Below are 25,364 nucleotides of genomic sequence, written 5' to 3'. Positions count from 1 at the left end.
CGCAAGGGAATGCTGTTTCCGCATATTTTGCTTAATCCCGGATTAAGCAAAATATGTTGATGCGACAAGCGTCCGTTTAACAACCGGTGGAGTTTCTGTCATGTCCCTGACCCTGAATAAAATCCTTGTGTTATGCGCATTGCTGATAAGCGCAATGCTGCCTGGGTGGTCATGGGCAGAATCTGCATGGCAAGACTCTTCAGATACGGTCGGCGAATTTAACGGTACCGTGCCCACCGCCGACAGTGCCAGCATACCCGTCTACCAGGGCAGTGTCTTTCTGGATCCTGCAAAGACGAATGAGGTAGCGTTTACCGCTAAACCGAGTGAATTCAGCGCGGATGTTAGCGTCTCTAAATTGCTCGTCACCAACCCGCAAGACAGAGAAGGCGATATCATTGCCACACCACGTTGGGAAAACCAAACGCCACCGACAGTATCTTTAGTTTGGGCGGATGCCGCGACGCCGGACACCTTACTGGACCCACAGCCAGTCGCAGATCGCTCATTTTGCGCACAGGGCCTTGCCGGGCGTTCGCTGATCGCCTGGGCGCAGCCAGACCCCCAGCAGACCATGCCGCTGTTATATCTACTTACCTCGACGGGCTATCCCTATGAAAGTGTTCTGACCCTCGCCGATCAGAAAGTGACGCTGAAGATTGCGCCCGCGCAGGGTGACCTTATTTCCGTCAGCGCCGCGGGCTATGACGAATCCTCCGGTGCGGCGAAAACGACGGTTGGCGGCAGTATCACGTTAACGGTCACCACCAAAGATTGCGTCGGTAATGTTGTGGGGAATATTCCTTTTGTTATCAAACGCAAAGATGCTGAAAACCGCCAGGGTGTGGTGAACAATACTGCGCCGGTAAAACTGGGCACGACCGAATTAACCACCACCGCGACGGAATATCGTGGTACTACTGATGCGAATGGTGTTGCCACGGTTACGGTCACCCAGGCCAACGGCCCTGGTGTAAAAACGCCGTTGGTCGCGAGCCTCGCGGGTATTGCTCAGGCCAGTGAAACGGCAGTGATCTTTACCGTCCTCACCAGCCCGGATGTCCCGCAGGCTACAATGTGGGGTCATATGCCCGATACGCTGAAGGCCCGTGATTACACTTTTAGTCGACCAAAACTGGCGGCGGAAGTCGATAATGAAGACGGTACGGTTAACGATCACAATGAAACCTGGTCCACCTTTACCTGGAGCGGCGCGGATAAACATTGCGACATTTTGCCCGGAATGCGTCATTTCGGTGCGCTGGCGACGGTGGTGCCAACGTCAGTGCAGGATGTGGCTGGTTGGCCGATGCAGGGTAATTTCTACTGGTCATCACTGGCGGGGATGAGCGGCCAGCACCATGCGGCGGATGTTTCGAACCGCAGCGAAGCGCAAAAACCGGACGATACGACGTTTATTGTGAGCTGTGTCGATAAAGAAGCGCCCGATGTTGAACCGAAGCTGGTACTGACGCCGGGCAGTTATGATTCGACGATAAAAGCGATGAAAGTAAAGGTGGGGGAAGAGGCTTCTTTACGCCTGACGATTACCGATAGCAAGAACAACGATCAGCCGCTGGCTTACTACTACTTTTCGCTGCATCTGGATGACGGTGTTAACCGTAAGAATCAAACTGACGCTGCGTGGGAGACGCACCCGGTACAAATTGATGGTGGCAGTAACGTTCGCAAAGTTGACGCCCATACCTATGAAGGGATCACTGATGCTAACGGAGAGGCCTCTCTGACGCTGACCCAGCCAGGCGGCGTGGGGGTGAAAACACACATCACCGCGAAAATGCGCAGTGATTTTACCGCCTCGGATGAGAAAGACGTTATTTTTACGGTGATCACCAGCCCTGATTCCGACAAAGCGCGGATGTGGGGACATATGTTAGGCATTATTGAAGCGAATAATATCTTTAAACGCCCACGGCTGGCGGATGAAACCGACAACGAACTGGGAGCAGTGCGGGAAAATAACGAAGACTGGGCGCTGTTTGATCAGAATAGCAGTATGCAGGCTGAGTGTGGTTTAGGTCATATTCCGAGCCAAAGCTCATTGCACAGTTTGTTTGCCGCACATCCAGCCAATGTCATCGGCACCGAATATGGCTGGCCAACGTTGCAAAAAGCGTATCTTAGTGCGGTGGAAGAGACGTCGCACGCGTCGGTGAACCTGGCCACGGGCAACATCGACACCTATTCCGGCTTTAAGCAAAACTACCTTTCTTGTTCGGGCAATGAGATGGTCGCCCAGATTGCTGCGACCACCGATCATGATGTTTCCACAAGCAGCAGAGCGCAGGCTAAAGTGGGTGAAACGATTACCATGACGGTACGCACCTTTAATGCCTTGAGTAATGCGCCCGTGCCGTATACCGCGTTCACCATCACTAAAGATATGGGGAAAAATCGTCAGGGGCAGTCCACGGGTTTCGATGATCCAACCCGCGGCGCAATCGAGATGAATGGCACGCTCTACGGAACATCGCAACCGTCTTTAGTCTATGCAGGTACTACGGATGCGCAGGGTTTTGCTACTGTGGAAATTAAGCAACCGCAAGGTGTGGGCTTAGCGACGCCGCTGAATATTGCGCCTGTAAACTCCTATATTCCCAATACTGTTAATTACAATGTGATTTTCACTACGCTCACCAGTCCGGATGCGGTTGGCGCGCAGATGTGGGGTCATATGGATGAGACGATTACCGTCGATGCATTAACCTTTGCCCGACCCCGGCTGGCTGCGGAAGTGTCCAGCCCGGACGGCACATTAACGGAAAATAACGAAGTGTGGTCGCGCGTTAGCCAGGCCAACACTTCCAGCACCAGTAAAGGTGGCTGTGGTGCCAATATGCTCCCACGCCGTTCCCAGCTTAACGCGCTCTATGATGCTAACAGCGGTAACGCCGTTCAAACGGTACACGGTTGGCCAACGCAGCGTCAGCCCTACTGGAGCAGTTCGCCCGCGGATCAGGTGCCGCATTACTACACCATAGCCCTCAACGATGGCGCGCGGACCATTGGCGGTAGCACGGCGGTTTATGTCAGTTGCCTGACGACGGCTAACAATCCTGCCAGCAGCATTACGCTGGAAGTGGTGGACCCGGCGCAGTGGAACGCGGCAGCAAATGCGGCGAAGCTGAAAAAAGGCGAAACGCTACAGGTGAAGGTGACGGTAAAAGATGCTCAGGGCAATCCATTGGGTGATATGCCTTTTACGCTGAAGCGTGGCGATGGTTATACCCGATCAAACGAAAAACACATTGCCGGTAGCGGTGATGCGCTGGTTGCGCCGGTTGTGATCAATAGTGGCCTGGCGGATGAAACTTCGCTCAATGATACCGCCGCAGCATACAGCGCGATGACCGGCAGCGATGGCACTAAAATTCTCACTATTACCCGCCCGGATACCCATGGCACAAAAACGTCGCTGACCGCCGCGCTCTATTCAGACACAACGAAAAAAGCGACCCTCGATACCATTTTTACCGTTGTCACCAGCCCGGACAGCGATAAGGCGAAAATGTGGGGGCATATGCCTGAAACGGTGACGGCTGTGGATGGAACGGTCTTTAAACGCCCATTATTGTTGAAAGAGTTATCCAGTACGTCGGGTCGAACAGCGATTGCAGAAGATAATGAGGACTGGGCGCAATTTACCCAAACTCAGGCGACAAGCACATCCTCTAATGGTTGTGGTAGTGAATATGTTCCCTCCCAGGCCGGGCTGGAGTCATTGTATGAAGCCAACCGCGGCAATGCGATGAAAACGGTTCAGGGCTGGCCCGTCGCCTCAAGTTACCTTTCCAGCACGACAGGCAGCAGTAGCCTGGAACAGCGTGACTTCAAGGCCGTCAATCTCAGTTCAGGCACCAGTTCGATAATTCCATCTGCCACAAAAGAACTGCTTACCTGCCAGATGACGCCGATCGTTAAGGCAAGCCAAATCGTTCTTGAGGCTGCGGACCCCGCGAAATTTGACAGTACGAATAATGTTGTCAAAGCGAAAAAAGGGGAAGAAGTCGTGGTTCGCGTGACCACTAAAGATTCGCAGGGTAACCCGGTGGGAAATACCGCGTTTACGCTTAAACGTAACCTCAGCGTCAATCGGGCAAATGCGTCTACAACGGTGACAGCAGGCGCGCTCATCGTGACGGATGCCTGGGGTAACACGCAGAGTAATTTTTCCTCAATAACAGCACTGATTTATGGTGTTACCGGCGCAGATGGTACGACAACACTTGCACTGAAACAGGACAATACCACGGGTTTAAAAACCGAACTGACCGCCATGCTGGATACAGATAATAACGTAAAATCAATGCTTCCGGTGGTCTTTACGGTGATAACCAGCCCGGATACCCCCCTGGCAAGTTACTGGGGGCATATGGCGGAAACGTTCACTACGCGTTCTGGTACTGCCTTCAAACGCCCCTTACTCTCTGCTGAAAGATCGTCGGGCCAGTCGTTTATAGAAGACAATGAAGAGTGGGCCGTGTTGAGATCGGCAACAAAGGGGGATATCGATAAAAGCGGGTGCGATGTACATTATCAACCACTGTTAAGCGAACTACAGGCATTGTACGACGAACACCCAAGTCGTGCGATAAAGACCGATCTGGGTATTCCGGTAAATAGCTACTGGTGGGCTTACGACATGGTGGCATATGCGGGTAACTGGTACGATCAATATATTTATCTGTTAAATGGATCAAGTGGAAGAGCGTCTTCAACCACCTCGGCATTAATGCTGTGCCTGGTAAACCCTCATCCAGAGGCGGCTTCTATTGAAATGACCTCAACGGCGGAGGATGCAACGAAAACGGCCAGCAATGATGGCAGGCCCAGCGCAACAGCGAAGAAGGGAGAGGTTATCCCGATGACGGTTACGGTGCGAGATAGCGCAGGCAATCCACTGCCAGGTGCCAGCTTTAACCTTAAACGAGGGACTGCGCTGAACCGCGCTAAAGCTGCGTACGATGCCTCTGCAGATGATCTTACCATCATACCTGTGGAACCTACTGGGGTAACGTCAATCTTGTATGGGGATGGGACGCAGGCTCTCCTGAAGACAGGGAGCGATGGTAAAGCTACGTTTGAGGTCAGCCAGAATAGCAGTTATGGGCTGTCAACGCCGCTCAGCGCAGAACTCATGCGCGATACCTCGAAAAGCGTCACGCTGGATGTCATTTTCACGGTGATAACCAGCCCGGATTCGCCAAAAGCGAAATACTGGGGCCATATGCCGGAAACGTTTACCAGTTCGGCAGGCGTGACCTTCAAGCGCCCATTACTGGCAGCGGAAGCGACTACGGGGAGCTCGGTAAACGGTAATAATGAGACATGGTCATATATATATAGTACTCAAAAAGCGACGGCAGATTGTTCGCTGGAATATCAACCGCGCCTCAGCGAATTGCAGGGGTTATATGACGATCACCCAAACGGAGCGTTAACGAAAGATCTGGGGTTGCCGATAGCGTCAGGAAACTGGTGGATTTATGAATTACTTAACTCCAATGGTAGCTCCTGGTATTACCAGGTCTTTAACCTAAGCACGGGACGAGCATCATCCGCACTCTCTCCGGTTGCTCTAATGCTCTGCCTGGCACAGCCTCACTCTAAGCCGTCAAGCGTTACCCTGACTTCAGTAGCATTTGATGAGACGAAAACCGCCAGTAACGGCGGCACACCTTCGGCATCGGCGAAAAAGGGCGAGACAATCCCGTTAGTCGTGACAGTAAAAGACCAAAATGGCAACCTGGTGAGTGGTGAGGGCGTGACGCTTCAGCGGGCGCAGGCGAAAAGTCGTTCAGGAATTAGGCCCTCATCGTCGGCAGATGATCTTATTGTAGATGTCGTCACACCGACAGCAGCCCGTATTTCCTTTGCTCAGGATACGGCAAAATGGCTTGGTTTTACCGGCAGTGATGGCACAGTGACGTTCAATGTTACGCAAAACGCCACCACCGGCCTGGCAACGCCGTTTACGGTCTCGCTTGCACAAGATCCGCAGATCACGTCAAACCTGGACCTGATATTTACCGTGGTCACCAGCCCTGACGCCCAGGATGCCGACTACTGGGGTCATATGCCAGAAACGGTGACAGTGGCAAATGGAACCGTCTTTGAACGACCGAAATTGTGGAAGGAGCTGCCATCGACCTCCGGGGTAAATAAAACCAATAACAATAATGAGGACTGGCCCTATTTTTCGTCAACCACTAAAGCAAATTCCAGCCTCAGCCCTTGTGAGGAAGCCCGGCAACCGTTGCTCAGCGATATGAAGTCACTGTATCAACGTTATCCCAATAACACCCTTACGACGGAAACTGGCTGGTCAGTTTATTATTACTGGTGGGCGCAGGATCAGTCGACAGATGGTAAAAATCAGTCGCTCAATATGAAAGATGGCACAACGACATTGAATGGTAATGCCGCTTATCAGGCGTGTCTGGTGTCTGCGCGCGCAACGGTTTCCAGCGTCACACTGACCTCAACAGCGTTTGACGCAGCTATTCAGGCGGCGAAAGTGAAAAAAGGCGAAGCCATGCCCGTTACCGTGACGGTGAAAGACAGCGCCGGGAATACGGTACCGAATGTGGAATTTACTTTGAAACGTGGCGATGCATCGCCGCGTAACACTGGGGCGACGTTGTATGGTGATGTGGTGGCGATGGACGATCTCATCGTTCAGCCGTTATCTGGTTCGGCTGTTACGCTGAGTGAAAGCGGTAATACCATTAGTGGCATGACAGGCGCGGATGGGACGGCAAGTTTTACGCTCCGCCAGGATAATACCCCTGGTTATAAAACGCCACTGACGGTTACTCTGGCTAATTACGCTTCCGCGACAGACACGCTGGACGCTATTTTTACGGTACCAACCAGCCCGAATGTTTCCTCGGCGCACTTTTGGGGACATATGGCAGACACTGTAGTGGTGAATGGTAAATCGCTACATCGACCGTTGTTAACGACAGAATTGCCGTCCGGGGCTAATCCCGTATCCTCACCGATTATTAACTACGAAAACTGGGCTTCTGCACATATCATTGATGCCAGTAAATGGGATATTGCAAGGCAGTGTGGCAGCATAGAAAATGCACCGACATACAATGAATTAGAGTTGTTGCACACTGTTTTTAATTCACTGGGATGGCCGTCTTCACCAAGTTTTCCTTATTTGTCCTCTCAACAGTGTGGAATGGACGAAGGCACTGGAGCACAGGATTGTAGTATCACGCTAATGAATAAACCGGGTCTGGTGACCTGCTTCCAGTAACCAGCATGGCGCATCTGGCGTGGCCTGGGAGCCGATGCCGGATGCGATGCTGGCGCATCACATCGGCCTACGGATTAGCCGTTTTTTTACGTGGTTTGCGGGTTTTTGTTACGGCGCTAACTTCACTAATCACCACACCATCACCAAGTCGTGTGGTCAACGTATCACCCGCTTTCACCTGCTTCACATGCTTCAACACTGCGCCATCGGCGGCGCTGGTGACGCTATAACCGCGTGCCAGCGTTGACAGCGGGCTAACCGCTTCGAGGTGTGTTACCGCGTTACCAAACCGTTCTCGCGTTGCACTCAGTTGCGCGCGCAACGTTTCCGCCAGACGATATTCCAGTTGTTGAATTCGCGTCTGTGCGCGGTGAATACGCGGCTGCGGATTTTGCTGGTTTAGCCTCTGTGTTAATCGCTGCTGCTGTTGCCCGGCACGCTTAAGCTGATTTTCCAGCGCAAAGCTCATCCGCTTTTGCAGGCGCTCAAGCATGGTTTGCTGGCGTGCCAGCCGGAGCTGTGGATGCTGCTGCTGTAAGCGATGATGGATCTGCGTAAAACGACGCGTGCGGTTGGCGAGATAATAATCCATCGCCATCTCCAGCCGTTGACGGGCCGATTGCACCTGGCGCAGTAACTCTTGCTGATTTCGGCTCACTACTTCAGCGGCAGCCGAGGGCGTTGGCGCACGCAAATCAGCGACAAAATCGGCAATCGTCACATCGGTTTCATGCCCGACGGCACTCACTACCGGAATGCGGCTGGCAAAAATCGCCCGCGCTACGCGTTCGTCGTTAAAACTCCACAAATCTTCCAGCGAACCGCCGCCGCGCCCGACGATTAACACGTCGCACTCGTTTCGCTGATTCGCCAGCTCAATGGCGCGAACAATTTGCCCTGGCGCGTCATCGCCCTGAACGGCGGTGGGGTAGATGATCACCGGCAGAGAAGGATCGCGACGTTTTAACACATGCAAAATATCATGTAGCGCAGCACCGGTTTTTGAGGTGATCACACCGACGCAATGCGCAGGGGAGGGAAGTGGTTTTTTGTATTGCTGATCGAACAGACCTTCTGCCTGCAATTTCGCTTTAAGCTGTTCGTATTTTTGTTGCAGCAACCCTTCACCGGCAGGCTGCATACTTTCGACGATAATCTGGTAGTCACCGCGCGGCTCGTAGAGCGTAATATTGGCGCGGACTAAAACCTGTTGCCCATGCTGTGGGCGGAAGGTGACCCGTCGATTGCTGTTGCGGAACATCGCGCAGCGCACCTGGGCGGTATCGTCTTTGAGTGTAAAGTACCAGTGACCGGAAGCCGGTTGTGTGAAATTAGAGATTTCGCCGCTGATCCAAACCTGTCCCATCTCATGCTCAAGCAGCAGACGAACCGTTTGATTCAGGCGACTAACGGTAAAAATTGCAGGGGATTGAGAAGGTAACATGTGAGCGAGATCAAATTCTAAATCAGCAGGTTATTCAGTCGATAGTAACCCGCCCTCCGGGGATAGCAAGCATTTTTTGCAAAAAGGGGTAGATGCAATCGGTTACGCTCTGTATAATGCCGCGGCAATATTTATTAACCACTCTGGTCGAGATATTGCCCATGCTACGTATCGCTAAAGAAGCTCTGACGTTTGACGACGTTCTCCTCGTTCCTGCTCATTCTACCGTTCTGCCGAATACTGCTGACCTCAGCACCCAGCTGACGAAAACTATTCGTCTGAATATCCCTATGCTTTCCGCAGCAATGGATACCGTAACGGAAGCGCGCCTGGCTATTGCTCTGGCTCAGGAAGGCGGTATCGGCTTTATCCACAAAAATATGTCCATTGAACGCCAGGCGGAAGAAGTTCGCCGTGTGAAAAAACACGAATCTGGCGTGGTGACTGACCCGCAGACTGTTCTGCCAACCACGACGCTGCGCGAAGTGAAAGAACTGACCGAGCGTAACGGCTTTGCGGGCTACCCGGTCGTTACCGAAGAAAACGAACTGGTGGGTATTATCACCGGTCGTGACGTACGTTTTGTTACCGACCTGAGCCAGCCGGTTAGCGTTTACATGACGCCGAAAGAACGTCTGGTCACCGTGCGTGAAGGTGAAGCCCGTGAAGTTGTGCTGGCAAAAATGCACGAAAAACGCGTTGAAAAAGCGCTGGTGGTTGATGACGAATTCCACCTGATCGGCATGATCACCGTGAAAGACTTCCAGAAAGCGGAACGTAAACCGAACGCCTGTAAAGACGAGCAAGGCCGTCTGCGTGTTGGTGCTGCAGTTGGCGCAGGTGCGGGTAACGAAGAGCGTGTTGACGCGCTGGTTGCCGCTGGCGTTGACGTTCTGCTGATCGACTCCTCCCACGGTCACTCAGAAGGCGTTTTGCAGCGTATCCGTGAAACTCGTGCTAAATATCCGGATCTGCAAATCATCGGCGGCAACGTGGCAACAGCTGCAGGTGCACGCGCTCTGGCAGAAGCTGGTTGCAGCGCGGTTAAAGTCGGTATCGGCCCTGGTTCTATCTGTACGACTCGTATCGTTACTGGCGTAGGTGTTCCGCAGATCACTGCCGTTGCTGACGCAGTTGAAGCCCTGGAAGGCACCGGTATTCCGGTTATCGCAGATGGTGGTATTCGCTTCTCCGGCGACATCGCCAAAGCTATCGCCGCAGGTGCAAGCGCGGTAATGGTGGGTTCCATGCTGGCGGGTACTGAAGAATCTCCGGGTGAAATCGAACTCTACCAGGGCCGTTCTTACAAATCTTACCGTGGGATGGGCTCTCTGGGTGCGATGTCCAAAGGTTCTTCTGACCGTTACTTCCAGAGCGACAACGCTGCCGACAAACTGGTGCCGGAAGGTATCGAAGGTCGCGTGGCCTATAAAGGTCGCCTGAAAGAGATCATTCACCAGCAGATGGGCGGCCTGCGCTCCTGTATGGGCCTGACCGGCTGTGGTACTATCGACGAACTGCGTACTAAAGCGGAGTTTGTACGTATCAGCGGTGCGGGCATTCAGGAAAGCCACGTTCACGACGTGACCATTACTAAAGAGTCCCCGAACTACCGTCTGGGCTCCTGATTCTCTTCGCCCGACTTCATGTCGGGCGATTTATATTATCTGTTTCACTTGCCTCGGAATAAGCGTCAATGACGGAAAACATTCATAAGCATCGCATCCTCATTCTGGACTTCGGTTCTCAGTACACTCAACTGGTTGCGCGCCGCGTGCGTGAACTGGGTGTTTACTGCGAACTGTGGGCGTGGGATGTGACAGAAGCACAAATTCGTGACTTCAACCCAAGCGGCATTATTCTTTCCGGCGGCCCGGAAAGCACCACCGAAGAAAACAGCCCGCGTGCGCCGCAGTATGTTTTTGAAGCAGGCGTACCGGTATTCGGCGTTTGCTATGGCATGCAGACCATGGCAATGCAGTTGGGCGGTCACGTTGAAGCCTCTAACGAACGTGAATTTGGCTACGCGCAGGTTGAAGTCGTAAACGACAGCGCACTGGTTCGCGGTATCGAAGATGCGCTGACCGCAGACGGTAAACCGCTGCTCGATGTCTGGATGAGCCACGGCGATAAAGTTACCGCTATCCCGTCCGACTTCGTCACCGTAGCCAGCACCGAAAGCTGCCCGTTTGCCATTATGGCTAACGAAGAAAAACGCTTCTATGGCGTACAGTTCCACCCGGAAGTGACTCACACCCGCCAGGGTATGCGCATGCTGGAGCGTTTTGTGCGTGATATCTGCCAGTGTGAAGCCCTGTGGACGCCAGCGAAAATTATCGACGATGCTGTAGCTCGCATCCGCGAGCAGGTAGGCGACGATAAAGTCATCCTCGGCCTCTCTGGTGGTGTGGATTCCTCCGTAACCGCAATGCTGCTGCACCGCGCTATCGGTAAAAACCTGACTTGCGTATTCGTCGACAACGGCCTGCTGCGTCTCAACGAAGCAGAGCAGGTTCTGGATATGTTTGGCGATCACTTTGGTCTGAACATTGTTCACGTTCCGGCAGAAGATCGCTTCCTGTCAGCGTTGGCCGGCGAAAACGATCCGGAAGCAAAACGTAAAATCATCGGGCGCGTTTTCGTTGAAGTATTCGATGAAGAAGCGCTGAAACTGGAAGACGTGAAGTGGCTGGCGCAGGGTACTATCTACCCTGACGTTATCGAATCTGCGGCGTCTGCAACCGGTAAAGCACACGTCATCAAATCTCACCACAACGTGGGCGGCCTGCCGAAAGAGATGAAGATGGGCCTGGTTGAACCGCTGAAAGAGCTGTTCAAAGACGAAGTGCGTAAGATTGGTCTGGAGCTGGGCCTGCCGTACGACATGCTGTACCGTCATCCGTTCCCGGGACCAGGCCTTGGCGTTCGTGTTCTGGGTGAAGTGAAGAAAGAGTACTGTGACCTGCTGCGCCGCGCTGACGCCATCTTCATTGAAGAACTGCGTAAAGCGGACCTGTACGACAAAGTCAGCCAGGCGTTCACCGTCTTCCTGCCAGTACGTTCCGTTGGCGTAATGGGCGATGGTCGTAAGTATGACTGGGTTGTCTCTCTGCGTGCTGTCGAAACCATCGACTTTATGACCGCACACTGGGCGCATCTGCCGTACGATTTCCTCGGTCGCGTTTCCAACCGCATTATCAATGAAGTGAACGGTATTTCCCGCGTGGTGTATGACATCAGCGGCAAGCCGCCAGCTACCATTGAGTGGGAATGATTTTGATCCCTGCACTATGAATGAACAAAACCCTCTGTTACTACAGAGGGTTTTTTATCTTCAAGAATTATAGGCTTGAAGTTACTTACATCGATTAATTAAACCAGCTGTCCGATTTGTTCTCTTCTGCTTTGCCCACGCTTTTCATCAGATCTCGACCGCCCTCAGTCATATTCCTGTTTGCGTCAGCTTCAGATTGCACCACATCGGTTTGCGCAGCTTTGTGCTTCAGTTCCTGATCGATAAATTCGTTTTCTCGCTTAACGCGGGCTTCTTCTTTCGCCAGCGCCAGTTTTTGTTTCTGAATCTCTAAGCTGCGTAGCTCATCTTGATAACTTTGATCGCGTTTTTTGTCCGCAGAGGCTTCGGCGTCCAGTTTATCCTGACGAGCTTTCTTATTTGCCGCTGCCGTTGCCGCTCTTTTGTTAGCGGCGGCCTGGGCGTTTGCGCGACGTTGCTTCTCTTGCTGGATTTCCCTGTTGCGCTCCGCGACCCATTCGTCATGCTGCCTTTGCTCTTCATTTTTACCTTGCTGTTCCGCTTCTGCGACAGCAGAGAGTTGATCCTGCAATGATGAGGCGATAGCCGGATAGCTTAAGGAAGCTAAGATGGCGCAAAGAAAAACTTTCTTCATGACTCCTCCTGATTATTAGCTCTTTTCAGGACATTTGGTATTTGGCTGAATACGCGTTTCGTTATACGTCGTGGTAATAACAACGGCTAAACCTGTCGTAAACTGGCACTCTTTACCCACCTGGGTGGAGGTATACACTTTGGTGCCTTCCTTATACGTTAGAGAAACACCTTCCACTAAGGTTTTATCATTCACCATAGAACCCGCTGCCGCGCCAACAGCTCCGCCGCCAACTGCACCTGCCGTCGTTCCGGAATTGCTGCCAGACCCGACGTTGTGGCCAATAACACCGCCAGCGACTGCACCAATAAGCGCGCCGAAGGCTTGTGCGTTTCGTTTATTTTGGGAGTTGTCTACGGCAACTTTTGCGGGAAGAATGGAAATAATATTAACGGTTTTAGTTTCTTGTTTGGTATTCAGTTGATCGGTTTGATAAACATCGGCGGCATGATCATCAGCATTTGACTGGCATCCTGCCAGAGTGAATGACGCTAACATTACCACAGGCAGAAGACATTTTTTAAATTTCATCACTATTCCTTGTTATACACATTACGAAAAATAAGACATTTAAGATCATCAAAAGAGGAAAGTAAATGTATTGCGTATTAAGGAATAGATTAAATTTATTAAAATTCATGTGGAAAATAATTTATAAAAATACATCATTAAAACATATGTATTAATTTTATATTTATTTCGCAGCCAAACAGGATAAACATCAGTCAGGACAAAGACGTAAAATTTAAGATGAAAGAATATCTGCCGCTTTGATAATCCCAAAGAGCAAAAGCATCCGACAGCGAGGTGCCGTTATGTTCTGTGAAAGTGGAGAAGGTAACCGCTAACGTTGTACCGGTGATTCGACGGAGAGTGTGGATTGCTGAGCTTCTTTTTTGCTCTGATGGTGCTGCCATGCACCGACGGACGAGTAGATAAAACGGCCAAAGAAGAAGATAAAGCTGATGAGCAGTACGATACGGGTCATGCGACTGTTAAATCGGTGTCGTTTTCGCATACTGGTTGCCTGACTCACAAAAGGTTCCTTGAAGTATGTCCCACGCTGTGGACGGTACTTACATTAAGGCACAACAGGACAAAATGGTCAATTCTTCGTTATGTAAAAAAGCGTCAGTGGATACATATTTTAATGTTATGGAAGTTAATTTAATTATTTACAATGATGATGTAATAATGATGAATTAACATGATAAACGTAATAATTCATTAATCAGGGTTATTTTGTTTGATATATATCAATTGGAACTTTCATATGACACTTAGAATCAATGCTCTCTATAGTGATGAATAATCATCATTCGAAGTCAGGTGGGATGCCTGTCTGAATACACCTCCTTCAGGATGTGGGGGATTCTGCTGAGCATCTATGAAACTGAATGCAACTTATATAAAAATACGTGATAAATGGTGGGGGCTTCCGCTGTTCCTGCCTTCTTTAATCTTGCCCATTTTCGCCCACATTAATACTTTCGCGCATATTTCTTCCGGTGAGGTTTTTCTCTTTTATCTGCCTCTGGCACTGATGATCAGCATGATGATGTTTTTCAGCTGGGCGGCATTGCCAGGGATCGCCTTAGGGATTTTTGTCCGCAAATATGCAGAGCTGGGTTTTTACGAAACGCTCTCATTAACGGCTAATTTTATTATCATTATCATTCTCTGTTGGGGCGGTTACAGGGTCTTTACTCCCCGGCGTAACAACGTTTCACATGGTGATACCCGTTTAATTTCCCAGCGTATATTCTGGCAGATTGTGTTTCCTGCAACGCTGTTTCTGATACTTTTCCAGTTTGCTGCGTTTGTAGGATTACTGGCGAGCAGAGAAAATCTGGTCGGCGTCATGCCTTTTAACCTCGGGACCTTAATCAATTATCAGGCCTTACTGGTGGGCAATCTGATTGGTGTCCCGCTGTGCTACTTCATCATTCGTGTAGTGCGAAATCCGTTTTATTTACGTAGTTATTATTCGCAATTAAAACAGCAGGTTGATGTCAAAGTCACCAAAAAAGAGTTCGCACTCTGGCTACTGGCATTAGGTGCGTTGTTGTTGCTGTTATGCATGCCGTTAAATGAAAAAAGCACAATTTTTAGCACCAATTATACCTTGTCATTATTGCTGCCCCTGATGATGTGGGGAGCGATGCGCTATGGTTATAAGCTGATTTCGCTGCTCTGGGCGGTCGTGTTGATGATCAGCATCCACAGCTATCAAAATTACATTCCCATTTATCCTGGCTATACCACGCAGCTGACCATAACCTCCTCCAGTTATCTGGTATTCTCTTTTATTGTCAATTATATGGCTGTACTGGCAACCCGTCAGAGAGCGGTAGTCAGACGCATTCAGCGGCTTGCGTATGTGGACCCGGTGGTTCATCTGCCAAATGTTCGCGCCCTGAATCGCGCGTTGCGTGATGCCCCCTGGTCTGCGCTTTGTTATTTACGCATCCCTGGCATGGAAATGCTGGTTAAGAACTATGGCATCATGCTGCGGATTCAATACAAGCAAAAACTTTCTCACTGGCTGTCACCCTTGCTGGAACCGGGTGAGGATGTTTATCAGCTTTCGGGCAACGATCTCGCGCTGCGACTGAATACAGAATCGCACCAGGAGCGCATTACCGAACTGGATAGCCATCTCAAGCAATTTCGTTTCTTTTGGGATGGAATGCCGATGCAACCGCAGATTGGCGTCAGTTACTGCTATGTGCGCTCGCCAGTGAATCATATCTACCTGCTGCTGGGAGAGCTAAATACGGTCGCCGAGCTTTCCATCGTGACCAACGCCCCGGAAAATATGCAGCGTCGCGGGGCAATGTATTTGCAACGCGAATTGAAAGATAAAGTCGCGATGATGAATCGGCTACAGCAGGCGCTGGAACACAACCATTTTTTCCTGATGGCCCAGCCGATTACCGGTATGCGTGGCGATGTCTACCATGAAATTCTTCTGCGTATGAAAGGTGAGAATGATGAACTGATCAGCCCCGACAGCTTCTTGCCGGTCGCGCACGAATTTGGTTTATCATCGAGTATCGACATGTGGGTCATTGAGCATACGCTGCAATTTATGGCTGAAAACAGAGCGAAGATGCCCGCTCACCGTTTTGCCATTAATCTGTCGCCAACCTCGGTATGTCAGGCTCGTTTTCCCGTTGAAGTCAGTCAGCTGCTGGCTAAATATCAAATTGAAGCGTGGCAACTTATTTTTGAAGTCACCGAAAGTAATGCTCTGACCAATGTTAAGCAGGCGCAAATCACCTTGCAGCATCTTCAGGAATTAGGCTGCCAGATTGCGATTGATGATTTCGGCACCGGCTACGCCAGCTATGCGCGGCTTAAAAATGTGAATGCCGATTTGCTTAAAATTGACGGCAGTTTTATCCGCAATATTGTGTCAAATAGTCTGGATTATCAGATAGTGGCGTCGATTTGCCACCTGGCGCGAATGAAGAAAATGCGGGTAGTGGCAGAGTACGTTGAAAACGAAGAGATCCGCGAGGCGGTGCTCTCTTTGGGGATCGATTATATGCAGGGTTATCTTATTGGTAAGCCGCAACCGTTAATTGATACGCTGAATGAAATCGAACCCATTCGCGAAAGTGCCTGAATAATGCGGGCCGACATTTCTTGTCGGCCCGCAAATCATTAAGCGGCGATTTCTGGTGTACTTTCTTCTTCAATTTTCAACCGCCAGCCAGCCACGCCTTCCCAGTATTCTTGCTCCTTTTCCAGATCAAGCAGTACCAGCGCATTCTGACTAAACCAGTCATGCGGAAAACGCAGTGTCCAGTGACTGTCATCGGTAATCAGCGTCAATGTTGGCGGTGTGGTGGTTGCCTGACGTTGATTATTGAGTAATACGCCAAGGCGCAATAGCTGAATCAGTGGCAGGAACTGTTTCTTCTTAAACAAGGTAAAGCGCGGCAGATCGTCGAGCTTAATCGCTTTACGGTGATAGCGCACCAGCGTCGCCATCATCAACTGCTGTTCCTGATTAAAACCCGGCAAGTCGCTGTTTTGCAGAATATAAGCGGAGTGGCGATGCAAACCGCTGTGGTTGATATTCAACCCGACCTCATGCAGCATGGCGGCCCATCGCAGTAGCGCCTCCAGTTGCGGATGCGCCAGCTTCGGTTGCTGTTCCCGCCACTGTTCGTACATTTGCATAGTGGTATCCAGCACCCGTCGGGCCTGTTCACTGTCGATGTGATACTGGTTGGCGAGGCTGCTGGCGGTGCGACTACGCACATCCTGATGACGGAAACGTCCTTCCATTTCATACAGTACGCCTTCGCGTAACGCCCCGTCAGAAAGGCGCAGTTCACGGATGGCTAAAGCATCAAACACACCGCATAAAATCGCCAGTCCAGGAACGAAGACTGTTTTCCGTTCTTCGGAAAGACCCGGTAAACTCAGCGATGCGAAATTACGGTGACGTAAAACTTCTTTTACCAGTTTTTCCAGACGTTCCGGGGTAATTATCCCGTCTTTCTCGCCCATTTCCATTAACACTTCATGGGCGGCTTTTATGGTACCGGAAGCGCCCATTGCAACATTCCAGCCCTGAATTCGAAATTGCCAGGTTAAAGTTTCCAGTTTTTGTGCTGCCGCCATGCGAGCGCGCTGAAAATTCTCTTTATTGATGACCCCGCCAGGGAAATAAAGCTGGGCAAAGCTGACACAACCCATCCGGCGGCTTTCAACGAGAATCGGTTCGAAATTTTCACCAATCACCAGTTCCGTAGATCCGCCGCCAATATCAATAACCAGTTTGCGACCTTTCTCCGGTTGGGTATGCTCCACGCCCATAAAAATCAGACGGGCTTCTTCATTACCTGAAATAATTTCAATCGGGTAGGGAATGACCTTTTCCGCGCGTTTCAGAAAGTCAGTGGCGTTCAGCGCCTGACGCAGCGTATGGGTGCCGACTATACAGACGCTGGCAGGAGAAAAACCTTGTAGCCGTTCGGCAAACAGCGACAGACAGTTCAAACCGCGCGTCATTGCCTCTTCACTCAACATATTATCTGGCCCCAGGCCGTCCGCCAGATGCACCCGCTGTTTCAGGCGGCCAATAATCTGCATGGCACCATCTACCACACGGGCTATGACCATGTGAAAACTGTTTGAACCAAGATCGACCGCAGCAAACTCCTGCGGACGAGGGGATTTATCGTGTATTGGCATAGGGTTATTCAGGTTGTTCGAGTGATTTGATGTAGTCGTAAATCGCCAACTGCGCCCGTACTTTGCGGCGATTGCCGCGGGGAACGTAGCGATTACTGAGTTCTTTATCGATATAACGTGCTTTGACCGTATCGCTGAACAATATGTCGATGATGTCCAGCACCCGCTGCTTCAGGCGCGGATCGAGCAGCGGTGTCGCCACTTCAATACGATAATCAATATTGCGCGTCATCCAGTCGGCGGAAGAAAGGTAGACCTTTTTATCGCCGCCATTTTCAAAAATATAAACCCGGTCATGTTCAAGGTAACGGTCAACAATACTGATGGCACGAATGTTGTCGCTAATGCCTTCCAGATTGGGGATCAGCGAACACATGCCGCGAACCAGCAGATTAACCGGTACGCCGGAGCTGGAGGCCGCATACAGACGATCAACCAGGCCTTTATCGACAAGGTTATTTAGCTTCAGGGTGATACCGCTGGGCAGCCCTTGCTGCGCGTTGGCGATCTCGCGGTCAACCATTTCATACAACAGGCGGCGGGAGTTTTGCGGCGACACCATTAAATAATCAAATGTCACCGGACGGTATGGGTTTTCAATAAAGTTGAACACCCGCCGTACTTCGTTGGTGATGCGCGCATCGGCGGTCAGCAACGAATAGTCAGTATAAAGACGCGCGGTTTTTTCGTTAAAATTTCCGGTCCCGATGTGTGCGTAACGCACCACTTCACCGTTTTCTTTACGTGAAATCAGGAACAGTTTGGCGTGAATTTTCAGCCCCGGCGCAGAGAAGATAACGTGCACGCCTGCTTCGGTCAGGCGCTTCGCCCAGTGAATGTTGGCTTCTTCGTCGAAACGCGCCTGTAACTCAACCACCACGGTGACTTTCTTACCGTTGTGTGCGGCGTGGATCATCGAGTCGATGATGCGTGAATCTTTCGCCACGCGGTAAATGTTAATTTTAATCGCCAGTACGCTCGGGTCGAACGAAGCCTGACGCAGCAGTTCCAGCACATGCTCAAAGGTGTGATAAGGATAATAGAGCAACACATCGCGTTCGCGAATGGCATCAAAACCATTGCGGAACTGGGCTTTATCAAACCAAATATGGCGTAAACGCGGCAGTGGTTTGTTCACCAGATTGGCTTTGCCGACATTGGGGAAATTAATAAAGTCTTTAAAATTATGATAACGACCGCCGGGGACGATGGAGTCGTAGCGGGAAATAGTCAGTTTTTCGCGTAACACTTCAACCAGCGCATTGGGCATATCGCGCTGATAAACAAAACGCACCGGCTCAGCAGTTAAACGCTGCTTGAGACTGGAAGACATCAACTCCATCAGACTGGCTTCCATCTCATGCACTAAATCGTATTCGGCATCGCGGGTCATCTTCATTGAATAGGCATTCAGTGCGTCATAATCAAAGAAGCCTTTGAAAATATCATCAAGGCAGTAACGCAGAATGTTATCCAGAAGAATCATCGGCTTGCGTCGACGCGGCGCTTCTGGCGGTAAATTCACAAAGCGCGGCACTTTATCTGATGGGATCTCCAGCAGCGCGTAACGGATGGTATCGCCACGGATAATTTCCACCGCCAGATAGGTGTAATCATCTTTCAGGAACTGCACTAAATCAGTGTCAGGATTGATTAAAATCGGCGTAATGTGCTGACGCAGATACTGCTTAAAATAATGACGCAGCCAGTTTTGTTGATTGACGGAGAGCTGGCGTTCATTAATCAGGAAGATCTGGTTGCGCGCCATCTCCAGCAACAGCTCGTTGTAGAGGCCGTCGAATTCCTGATCGGCTTTCAGCACCCGGGACTGAATTTTGCCCAGTAAATGGCGGGAATGAGAGTTGGAACCTTGTTCTTCGCTAATAATGATGCGTCGCTTCAGTTCAGCGAAGCGGACTTTATAGAACTCATCAAGGTTATTGGAATAGATCCCCAGGAAACGCATCCTTTCAATCAGCGGGTTAGATTTGTCCGCCGCTTCCTGAAGCACGCGTTCATTGAACGATAACCAACTGAGCTCTTTTTCGATGTATAGCTTTTCCTGACCCATTACCACTTTTACTCCGTTTTATTCACGGGACACTGCCTGGATATTATGGCGAGCAATATTGGCAGATGTCCAACTATGCCAGAAAAGGGGGAAAAAAACTGCTGGAGCTTGCGATTTACAGGTGAATTGAAAAACGCCAGCGGCAGAGCTGGCGCTTTAACTACGGGGCATTACTCGTCGGCAGCGTAGCCCTGCGGCGGCAGACGTTGACCATCCAGCCACGCGGCGTTTTCGTGCATTTTCAGACGACCATCGGCAAACCAGCTAATCACCAGTGGATAAATAGCGTGTTCCTGGGTTTGCACGCGGGCGGTGATGTCATCCTCCGTATCACCAGCAAATACCGGGACTTTCGCCTGTAAAATAACCGGGCCACCGTCCAGTTCATCGGTGACGAAATGCACCGATGTACCGTGCTCTTCATCGCCATTTTCCAGCGCCTGACGATGGGTGTGTAATCCGGGATATTTCGGCAGCAGAGAAGGGTGAATGTTCAGCAAACGCCCGGCATAGTGGGAGACAAACGCCGGGCTGAGAATGCGCATAAAACCAGCCAGCACGACCACATCGGGTGCGTACATGTCGATTTCATGAATCAACTCCCGGTCATAGGCTTCACGACTGTCAAACGCGCTGGCGATGAGCGTATGCGTTGCAATACCCGCCTGGCGGGCGCGTTCAAGGCCGAACGCGTCGGCCTTATTGCTGAAAACTGCCCGTACGGTGCCTTTAATTTTATTGGTTTTGCAGGCGTCAATAATTGCCTGCAAATTACTTCCGTTGCCGGAAATAAGCACCACAATATTCATTATTCGATAACCACGCGTTGTTCGGAATCAGAGGCTTTGATGATACCGATTTTCCACGCGTTTTCACCGTTGGCATTGAGCAGGGCGAGGGCTTTGTCCACTTCCGGAGCAGGCAGGGCAATAATCATCCCGACGCCGCAGTTGAAGGTGCGATACATTTCATGGCGCTCAACATTACCTGCCGTTTGCAGCCAGTTGAACACTTCCGGCCACTGCCAGGAAGATTCATCAATCACTGCCTGGGTATTATCTGGCAATACGCGCGGAATGTTTTCCCAGAAGCCGCCGCCGGTCAGGTGCGCAATGGCATGCACATCGACCTTTTCAATCAACTCCAGCACTGACTTCACGTAAATGCGGGTCGGTGCCAGCAGATGATCGGCTAATGGCTTACCATCAAGTTCGGTGGTTTGCGGATCACAACCGCTGACTTCAAGAATTTTGCGCACAAGCGAATAGCCGTTCGAGTGCGGACCGCTGGAGCCGAGTGCAATCAGCACATCGCCATCGCTGACTTTAGAGCCGTCGATGATTTCTGATTTTTCTACCACGCCAACGCAGAAACCAGCGACATCGTAATCTTCACCGTGATACATCCCCGGCATTTCTGCCGTTTCGCCACCCACCAGTGAACAGCCCGATTGCAGACAACCTTCCGCAATGCCACTGATCACCGCTGAAGCGGTATCCACATCCAGTTTTCCGGTTGCGTAATAGTCGAGGAAAAACAGCGGTTCCGCACCTTGCACCACCAGGTCATTAACGCACATGGCGACCAGATCAATACCAATGGTGTCGTGACGTTTTAAGTCCATTGCCAGACGCAGCTTGGTACCTACGCCGTCAGTGCCGGAAACCAGCACGGGTTCACGATATTTTTGCGGCAATGCACACAGCGCACCGAAGCCGCCCAGACCGCCCATCACTTCCGGACGACGCGTTTTCTTCACTACGCCTTTGATTCTTCCAACCAGAGCATTACCCGCGTCAATATCAACACCGGCATCTTTGTAGCTAAGAGAGGTTTTATCGGTCACTGCTTGGGTCCCCACGCGTTACTTGCGGTAGAAAAATAAAATTCGGCGCAATTCTAACAGGGAAAGCAAACGTTTGCGAGACTGCTTTACACAACCTTTTTGCACGTCTTTTCCCCAGGCGCGCGGCAAAACAATACTTGTACCAGGGCAAAGGATCGTTTTCGGATGGAATAATCTTCTTCCATAACCATTTGAATACAAAATAACTTTATCTCAAACCGTTATCATTTTGACTAAAGTCAACGAAAATAATATTGCCGGCTTGAAGAAAGGAGGTATAATCCGTCGATTTTTTTTGTGGCTGCCCCTCAAAGGAGAAAGAGTATGAAGATCGTGGAAGTCAAACACCCACTCGTCAAACACAAGCTGGGACTGATGCGTGAGCAAGATATCAGCACCAAGCGCTTTCGCGAACTCGCTTCCGAAGTGGGTAGCCTGCTGACTTACGAAGCGACCGCCGACCTCGAAACGGAAAAAGTAACTATCGAAGGCTGGAACGGCCCGGTAGAAATCGACCAGATCAAAGGTAAGAAAATTACCGTTGTGCCAATTCTGCGTGCGGGTCTGGGGATGATGGACGGTGTGCTGGAAAACGTTCCGAGCGCGCGCATCAGCGTCGTCGGTATGTACCGTAATGAAGAAACGCTGGAGCCGGTACCGTACTTCCAGAAACTGGTTTCTAACATCGATGAGCGTATGGCGCTGATCGTTGACCCAATGCTGGCAACCGGTGGTTCCGTTATCGCGACCATCGACCTGCTGAAAAAAGCGGGCTGCAGCAGCATCAAAGTTCTGGTGCTGGTCGCTGCGCCAGAAGGTATCGCTGCGCTGGAAAAAGCGCACCCGGACGTCGAACTGTATACCGCATCGATTGACCAGGGACTGAACGAGCACGGATACATTATTCCGGGCCTCGGCGATGCCGGTGACAAAATCTTTGGTACGAAATAAAGAATAAAAATAATTAAAGCCGACTTTAAGAGTCGGCTTTTTTTTGAGTAAAGCGCCTATAACACATAATACAGAGGATAATACTATGACGCGCCGTGCTATCGGGGTGAGTGAAAGACCGCCACTTTTACAGACAATCCCGCTTAGTTTGCAACATTTGTTCGCCATGTTTGGTGCAACCGTCCTGGTGCCCGTCTTATTTCATATTAACCCGGCGACTGTACTGTTATTTAACGGTATAGGAACGCTGCTGTATCTCTTCATCTGTAAAGGGAAAATCCCGGCTTATCTTGGTTCCAGCTTTGCCTTTATTTCACCGGTATTGTTACTGTTGCCGTTAGGATATGAAGTCGCGCTGGGCGGCTTTATTATGTGCGGCGTGCTGTTCTGCCTGGTTTCTTTTATCGTGAAGAAAGCGGGGACCGGCTGGCTGGACGTGCTGTTTCCACCTGCGGCAATGGGCGCAATCGTTGCCGTCATCGGTCTGGAGCTGGCGGGCGTAGCTGCCGGTATGGCAGGTTTACTCCCGGCTGAAGGGCAAACGCCAGACTCCAAAACCATCATCATCTCCATTACCACCCTGGCGGTCACGGTTTTAGGTTCCGTACTGTTTCGTGGTTTTCTGGCAATTATCCCGATTTTAATTGGCGTGCTGGTGGGCTACGCGCTCTCTTTCGCAATGGGAATTGTCGATACCACGCCGATTATTAATGCTCACTGGTTTGCGCTGCCAACTCTCTATACGCCGCGCTTCGAGTGGTTTGCCATTCTGACTATTCTGCCAGCGGCGTTAGTGGTTATTGCCGAACACGTAGGGCACCTGGTGGTAACGGCTAATATCGTCAAAAAAGATCTGCTGCGCGATCCAGGTCTGCACCGTTCGATGTTTGCTAACGGCTTGTCGACCGTGATCTCCGGCTTCTTTGGCTCCACGCCAAACACCACCTACGGGGAAAACATTGGCGTGATGGCGATCACCCGTGTTTACAGTACCTGGGTTATCGGCGGGGCAGCGATTTTCGCTATCCTGCTTTCCTGCGTCGGTAAACTGGCTGCTGCTATCCAGATGATCCCATTGCCGGTGATGGGCGGCGTTTCGCTGCTGCTTTATGGTGTCATCGGTGCTTCCGGTATTCGTGTTTTGATCGAATCGAAAGTGGATTACAACAAAGCACAGAACCTGATCCTGACTTCCGTGATTTTGATCATCGGTGTCAGTGGCGCGAAGGTAAACATCGGCGCGGCGGAGCTGAAAGGTATGGCGCTGGCGACCATCGTCGGTATCGGCTTAAGTTTGATCTTCAAACTGATTGGTGTGCTGCGCCCTGAAGAAGTAGTGCTGGACGCAGAAGACGCGGATATAACAGACAAATAATGTACCGACCGGGCAGTGTTGCTGCCCGGTTCAAACATCATGGGATTCTGTGGTAAACTTCTCGCGATTTTGTGAAATCCTGGTTGAGGTATCTCTGAACACACCGGCACAGCTCTCTTTGCCACTTTATCTTCCTGACGACGAAACCTTTGCAAGTTTCTGGCCGGGGGATAACTCCTCTTTACTGGCCGCGCTGCAAAACGTGCTGCGTCAGGAACATAGCGGTTACATCTATCTCTGGGCACGCGAAGGCGCGGGGCGCAGCCATCTGTTGCACGCGGCTTGCGCGGAATTGTCGCAGCGTGGCGATGCGGTGGGCTATGTCCCGCTGGATAAACGCACCTGGTTTGTTCCGGAAGTGCTCGACGGTATGGAGCATTTGTCGCTGGTCTGTATCGACAACATTGAGTGTATTGCAGGCGATGAGTTGTGGGAGATGGCGATTTTCGATCTCTACAATCGAATTCTGGAATCGGGCAAAACACGGTTGTTAATCACCGGCGATCGTCCACCGCGGCAGTTGAATCTTGGACTACCGGATCTCGCGTCGCGTCTCGACTGGGGGCAGATCTACAAATTGCAGCCACTTTCTGATGAAGATAAGTTGCAGGCGCTACAGTTACGCGCGCGTTTGCGTGGTTTTGAACTGCCGGAAGATGTGGGGCGTTTCTTGCTGAAGCGGCTCGACAGAGAGATGCGCACGTTATTTATGACGTTGGATCAGTTGGATCGTGCGTCGATTACCGCGCAACGTAAGCTGACCATTCCGTTTGTGAAAGAAATTCTGAAACTGTAGACAAGACGTTTATTGTCGGAAATGCACCCATAGTATTCGTCGGCCGGATAAGACGCGGCAAGCGTCGCATCCGGCAATGTGCTTCAACTAGCGATGGAGCACTTCTTAACCCACGATTTCCAGTACCTGCTCCGGTGGACGACCAATCCGCGCTTTGCCATCCGCGACCACAATCGGGCGCTCCATTAGCTTCGGATTATCCACCATTGCCTGAATCAGCGCCTCTTCGCTAAGCGAACTGTTAGCCAGGTTCAGTTCTTTATAAAGATCCTCTTTCTGGCGCATCAATTCACGGGCGCTATTCATCCCCAGCATTTTCAGCAAATCACGCAGCGTTGCCGCATCGGCGGGTGTCTCAAGGTAGAGCACCACTTCTGGCTCCACGCCGTTTTCTTTCAGCAGATTCAGCGTTTCCCGGCTCTTTGAACAGCGTGGGTTATGGTAGATTTTTACCTGTTTGGTCATTGTTCT

The 25,364-nt window shown here is 51.0% G+C and carries 17 protein-coding genes; 8 read left to right on the top strand and 9 right to left on the bottom strand.

The genetic code is table 11. The annotated features are described in order from the left end of the window. Window positions 1-100: 100 nt before the first annotated feature. On the top strand, window positions 101-7,291 hold the full coding sequence (locus tag ACJHYR_RS08085; protein ID WP_072837399.1) for an adhesion domain-containing protein: 7,191 nt from the start codon (window positions 101-103) through the stop codon (window positions 7,289-7,291). A gap of 67 nt (window positions 7,292-7,358) precedes the next feature. Here the strand turns inward: ACJHYR_RS08085 and xseA are convergent, their stop codons facing one another. Continuing rightward, window positions 7,359-8,735, bottom strand: a complete 1,377-nt coding sequence (gene xseA, locus ACJHYR_RS08080) for an exodeoxyribonuclease VII large subunit (protein ID WP_059328287.1) — start codon at window positions 8,733-8,735, stop codon at window positions 7,359-7,361. 161 nt (window positions 8,736-8,896) lie between these two features. Here xseA and guaB point away from each other — a divergent pair, with 161 nt between their 5' ends. Together guaB and guaA are read left to right on the top strand one after the other, a co-directional pair. Next, entirely contained in the window at window positions 8,897-10,363 is a 1,467-nt protein-coding gene (gene guaB, locus ACJHYR_RS08075) for an IMP dehydrogenase (protein ID WP_001296289.1), read from the top strand. A gap of 68 nt (window positions 10,364-10,431) precedes the next feature. Beyond that, a complete protein-coding gene (guaA, locus tag ACJHYR_RS08070; RefSeq protein WP_000138282.1) occupies window positions 10,432-12,009 on the top strand; it encodes a glutamine-hydrolyzing GMP synthase in 1,578 nt (525 codons plus the stop codon). Window positions 12,010-12,103: 94 nt separating this feature from the next. On the opposite strand, the gene ACJHYR_RS08065 is transcribed toward guaA, so the two are convergent. From ACJHYR_RS08065 to ACJHYR_RS08055, 3 genes are all read right to left on the bottom strand, one after another. Further along, window positions 12,104-12,643 carry a DUF5384 family protein gene (locus tag ACJHYR_RS08065; protein ID WP_000755176.1) on the bottom strand — a complete coding sequence of 180 codons (540 nt, stop codon included), beginning with the start codon at window positions 12,641-12,643 and terminating at the stop codon, window positions 12,104-12,106. A 15-nt stretch (window positions 12,644-12,658) separates the two neighbouring features. Continuing rightward, window positions 12,659-13,177 carry a glycine zipper 2TM domain-containing protein gene (locus ACJHYR_RS08060; RefSeq protein ID WP_014639259.1) on the bottom strand — a complete coding sequence of 173 codons (519 nt, stop codon included), beginning with the start codon at window positions 13,175-13,177 and terminating at the stop codon, window positions 12,659-12,661. Window positions 13,178-13,487: 310 nt separating this feature from the next. Continuing rightward, entirely contained in the window at window positions 13,488-13,679 is a 192-nt protein-coding gene (locus ACJHYR_RS08055; RefSeq protein ID WP_000076001.1) for a YfgG family protein, read from the bottom strand. Window positions 13,680-13,696: 17 nt separating this feature from the next. Between ACJHYR_RS08055 and ACJHYR_RS08050 the strand changes: the two genes are divergently transcribed. Beyond that, window positions 13,697-13,849 carry a hypothetical protein gene (locus tag ACJHYR_RS08050; protein WP_000017552.1) on the top strand — a complete coding sequence of 51 codons (153 nt, stop codon included), beginning with the start codon at window positions 13,697-13,699 and terminating at the stop codon, window positions 13,847-13,849. 181 nt (window positions 13,850-14,030) lie between these two features. Then, window positions 14,031-16,274 carry a cyclic-guanylate-specific phosphodiesterase PdeF gene (gene pdeF / locus ACJHYR_RS08045; protein WP_000772741.1) on the top strand — a complete coding sequence of 748 codons (2,244 nt, stop codon included), beginning with the start codon at window positions 14,031-14,033 and terminating at the stop codon, window positions 16,272-16,274. Between the two features lie 38 nt (window positions 16,275-16,312). On the opposite strand, the gene ppx is transcribed toward pdeF, so the two are convergent. The 4 genes from ppx to purM form a co-directional block, all read right to left on the bottom strand. Continuing rightward, window positions 16,313-17,854 carry an exopolyphosphatase gene (gene ppx / locus ACJHYR_RS08040; RefSeq protein ID WP_001121363.1) on the bottom strand — a complete coding sequence of 514 codons (1,542 nt, stop codon included), beginning with the start codon at window positions 17,852-17,854 and terminating at the stop codon, window positions 16,313-16,315. A 4-nt stretch (window positions 17,855-17,858) separates the two neighbouring features. Then, entirely contained in the window at window positions 17,859-19,925 is a 2,067-nt protein-coding gene (gene ppk1, locus ACJHYR_RS08035) for a polyphosphate kinase 1 (RefSeq protein ID WP_000529576.1), read from the bottom strand. Between the two features lie 170 nt (window positions 19,926-20,095). Beyond that, a complete protein-coding gene (purN, locus tag ACJHYR_RS08030; RefSeq protein ID WP_001028614.1) occupies window positions 20,096-20,734 on the bottom strand; it encodes a phosphoribosylglycinamide formyltransferase in 639 nt (212 codons plus the stop codon). Further along, window positions 20,734-21,771: a phosphoribosylformylglycinamidine cyclo-ligase gene (gene purM / locus ACJHYR_RS08025; RefSeq protein WP_001295474.1), complete on the bottom strand. Its 1,038-nt coding sequence runs from the start codon at window positions 21,769-21,771 to the stop codon at window positions 20,734-20,736. The genes purN and purM overlap by 1 nt, the downstream gene beginning before the upstream one ends. Before the next feature lie 324 nt (window positions 21,772-22,095). On the opposite strand from purM, the gene upp reads away from it, so the two are divergent. From upp to ACJHYR_RS08010, 3 genes are all read left to right on the top strand, one after another. Further along, window positions 22,096-22,722, top strand: coding sequence for a uracil phosphoribosyltransferase (gene upp / locus ACJHYR_RS08020; RefSeq protein ID WP_001295473.1), 627 nt, complete (start codon window positions 22,096-22,098; stop codon window positions 22,720-22,722). 85 nt (window positions 22,723-22,807) lie between these two features. After that, window positions 22,808-24,097: a uracil permease gene (gene uraA / locus ACJHYR_RS08015; protein ID WP_059328289.1), complete on the top strand. Its 1,290-nt coding sequence runs from the start codon at window positions 22,808-22,810 to the stop codon at window positions 24,095-24,097. A 94-nt stretch (window positions 24,098-24,191) separates the two neighbouring features. Next, window positions 24,192-24,893 carry a DnaA inactivator Hda gene (locus tag ACJHYR_RS08010; protein ID WP_001307333.1) on the top strand — a complete coding sequence of 234 codons (702 nt, stop codon included), beginning with the start codon at window positions 24,192-24,194 and terminating at the stop codon, window positions 24,891-24,893. A gap of 105 nt (window positions 24,894-24,998) precedes the next feature. Here the strand turns inward: ACJHYR_RS08010 and arsC are convergent, their stop codons facing one another. Beyond that, window positions 24,999-25,358 (bottom strand): arsenate reductase (glutaredoxin), encoded by a 360-nt coding sequence (gene arsC, locus ACJHYR_RS08005; RefSeq protein WP_000166458.1) that lies wholly within the window; start codon window positions 25,356-25,358, stop codon window positions 24,999-25,001. Window positions 25,359-25,364 lie beyond the last annotated feature (6 nt).

Origin of the sequence: Escherichia sp. WS1450 (assembly GCF_046487395.1) — a bacterium.
Lineage (GTDB): Bacteria > Pseudomonadota > Gammaproteobacteria > Enterobacterales > Enterobacteriaceae > Escherichia > Escherichia coli.
This window is presented reverse-complemented; position numbering and strand designations above follow the sequence as displayed.